Annotated in this window: 3 protein-coding genes; all 3 read left to right on the top strand. The window is 69.0% G+C overall.

Annotated elements, in window-relative coordinates; translation table 11 throughout:
• Nucleotides 1-178: 178 nt before the first annotated feature.
• The 3 genes from AB0H52_RS31725 (at nt 179) to AB0H52_RS31715 (ending at nt 2,184) form a co-directional block, all read left to right on the top strand.
• Nucleotides 179-1,177, top strand: a complete 999-nt coding sequence (locus AB0H52_RS31725; protein WP_357951962.1) for an RNA polymerase subunit sigma-70 — start codon at nt 179-181, stop codon at nt 1,175-1,177.
• Nucleotides 1,178-1,239: 62 nt separating this feature from the next.
• Nucleotides 1,240-1,635 carry a DUF6069 family protein gene (locus AB0H52_RS31720; RefSeq protein WP_357951960.1) on the top strand — a complete coding sequence of 132 codons (396 nt, stop codon included), beginning with the start codon at nt 1,240-1,242 and terminating at the stop codon, nt 1,633-1,635.
• Between the two features lie 258 nt (nt 1,636-1,893).
• Nucleotides 1,894-2,184, top strand: coding sequence for a hypothetical protein (locus AB0H52_RS31715; RefSeq protein ID WP_151493304.1), 291 nt, complete (start codon nt 1,894-1,896; stop codon nt 2,182-2,184).
• Nucleotides 2,185-2,694 lie beyond the last annotated feature (510 nt).

The raw sequence follows: 2,694 nt of genomic DNA, 5'->3' as shown, positions 1-2,694 counted from the left end.
GTCTACGACATCCACATCGGCACCATCACACCCGGACCCTGACCGCACCCGTCACCCATCAACCCCCGACGGACTTCCGGCTCGGACCACTTAGGCCAGTGTCCACCCTGGTGATGAGTTGTCGCGTCCGCGCCCGTCACACCCACGATGGGACACGACGAGACGGAAGGATGACGTGATGAGTGCGGACATGCGGCTGGAGGAACTGGGCGGAACCGCTCTGAGTGAGGTCGACGAGCCGGCGTTCTCGGGGTTGGCGGCGCGGCACCGGCGGGAGCTGCACGTGCACTGCTACCGGATGCTCGGATCGTTCGAGGACGCCGAGGACACCGTGCAGGAGACGTTCCTGCGTGCCTGGCGACGGCGGGAGACCTTCGAGGGCCGGTCGACGTTCCGGGCCTGGCTGTACCGGATCGCCACCAACGCCTGCCTGGACCTGCTCGCCAAGCGCCGTCCGAAGCCGGCGAGCGGAGGCGAGGTGCGGTGGCTGCAGCCCTACCCGGACCGGCTGCTCGACGAGCTGCCGGCGGGCGACGCGAGCGAGCCGGAGACCGTCGCCGTCGCGCGGGAGACGATCGAGCTGGCGTACCTCGTCGCGGTCCAGCACCTCGCGCCGCGCCCACGGGCGGTGCTGATCCTGCGGGACGTGCTCGGCTGGCCGGCGAAGGACGTCGCGGAGCTTCTCGGGGACTCCGTCAACTCCGTGAACAGCGCGTTGCAGCGGGCCCGCGCCGGCATGCGGGAGCACCTGCCCGCCGAGCGACAGGACTGGAGCGGCGGCGACGAGGACGCCAGGACGCGCGAGATGGTGCGCCGCTTCACCGACGCGAGCGTGGCCAAGGACATCGACGGGCTCGCCGCCATGCTGCGGGACGACGTCCGCTGCTCGATGCCGCCCACACCGGGCCTGTACGTCGGCCGCGACACGGTGGTGAACGACTGGATCGAGGACGGTTTCGCAGACCTGGGGCGTCTGCGCGCCGTCCCCACCTCCGCCAACCGGCAGCCCGCCGTCGCCTTCTACCTCTGGCGGGAGCAGGAGAACGCGTACCTGCCGCTGACCCTCGACGTCCTGCGCATCACCGGCGGGGCGGTCGCCGAGATCGTCACCTTCCACGACGACCAGTTTCCGCGGTTCGGGTTGCCGGAGCGCCTGCCGGCGGACGGCACGGAGTAGTCCCCGAAGTGGACGCTCGTGCAACGCCCCCTCACGTCAGTTGGCGACGATGGAGGAACGACATGAACAGCGTGAATGACACCGGGGCCGTCGCCGGCCCGGCAGCGGAACAGACCAGCTACATCCACCGACTACGCGGGCTCGCCGTCACCGGCCTCGTCGCCACACTCGTGGCGGTGGCGACCACAACCGTCGCCGCCGCGCTCGCCCGGGCCGTCGGCGTCGACTTCGAGATCCCCGACGGTGGCGAGACGATCCCGTTGGCCGGGTTCGCCGTGGTGACCGGCTTTCTCTCGGTCGTGGGCGTCCTCATCGCCGCCGCCCTGCTCCGCTGGAGCGCCCCCCTGCTCTCCGGGGGAGACACTGCCACCATCGCGGCCCTTTTCGGGCTGCACCTCGTCCCCGCGGCGGTGATGATCCCGACCCTGACGCGGGGCCTCCGCGCCCGGACCAATTGACGAGAGGTCGAGCAGACCGACCGGACCGGGAGTTGGAAGCCGCTGACCTGCGGTGATGAGGGTGCGCCCGGTAGAGTTCGAACTTACGACCTTGGGATTGGAAGAAGATCGCGGACGGCTGGTCGGGTGGCTGAGCACCTGGTCAGCCCGTCCGTAGTTGTCGGGTGACGTCGGCGCCAGCCGCTGGCCTTGGCTGTACATCACCTGTCTCGACGCCGGGTGCTTGCCTGGCCACCGGGAAAGACGCAGTATCGGCCAGTGGGCGACGTATCAGACCAGGTGGCACCGAACCCGGTGTTCAGCCGCGACCTTGCCGTGCTCATCGGCGTCCTCGCCGTACTCGAAGGCTCGTTGATGGGCAACGGCGACGTGCCCGGGCACTTGGCCGAGAGACTCCGCCACCGTTTCGCTCGGGAGGGCCTTCTCGATCCTGACGCCAGCGAAGAGGCCTTCCGTCAGGCGATCAATGATCTGAATCATCGTCTCCGCTACGGCCTGGGCGAATACCCGGAGCTGCCGCCGCCCATCCCGGTTCCTGAGCTGCCGTAGAGCTTGCAGCGCGCGGAGACCACAACTTCCTGCCATCCCGATGCTCCTATGGGGGTCAAGCTCCGTCGACCGGCTCCTGGCGGAGCTTGCCCCCTTCGTCCCGAAGGGGGCAGCCATCGGTTCGTGAGCTACGCCGGCTCCTTGGCTGAGCTGGGCGAGCGGTTTGCCACCGTCCGTGGTTGTCTACTGCCGCCTGTGCCCGTCGTCACCCGGTCAGTCACCCAGCCGGGCGAGCAGCGCAAGCCCGCCCGAGGTCGAGCACCTGACGGCCACTCTGGCTAGGTGGGCGACGGGCGAGTCGAGCTGTACGTCGGATTCCGTTTAGAGCGACGGTTCGTGGAAGTAGACAGTGGCCGACCACCAGTCGCCGTCGGCAGTGACCTCGCTGTGCAGGATGACGTCCTGGACCGCGATACAGGGCTGTTGCGTTCTCGCGGCGCGGGGCGCTGAACAGGGATTTCGTGGGGTGAGTGGCCTGTGTGGAGGCGGATGAAGCGGGTGAAGCCCTCA

Source organism: Micromonospora sp. NPDC050695 (assembly GCF_040654415.1).
Taxonomy (GTDB): Bacteria; Actinomycetota; Actinomycetes; order Mycobacteriales; family Micromonosporaceae; genus Micromonospora.
This window is presented reverse-complemented; position numbering and strand designations above follow the sequence as displayed.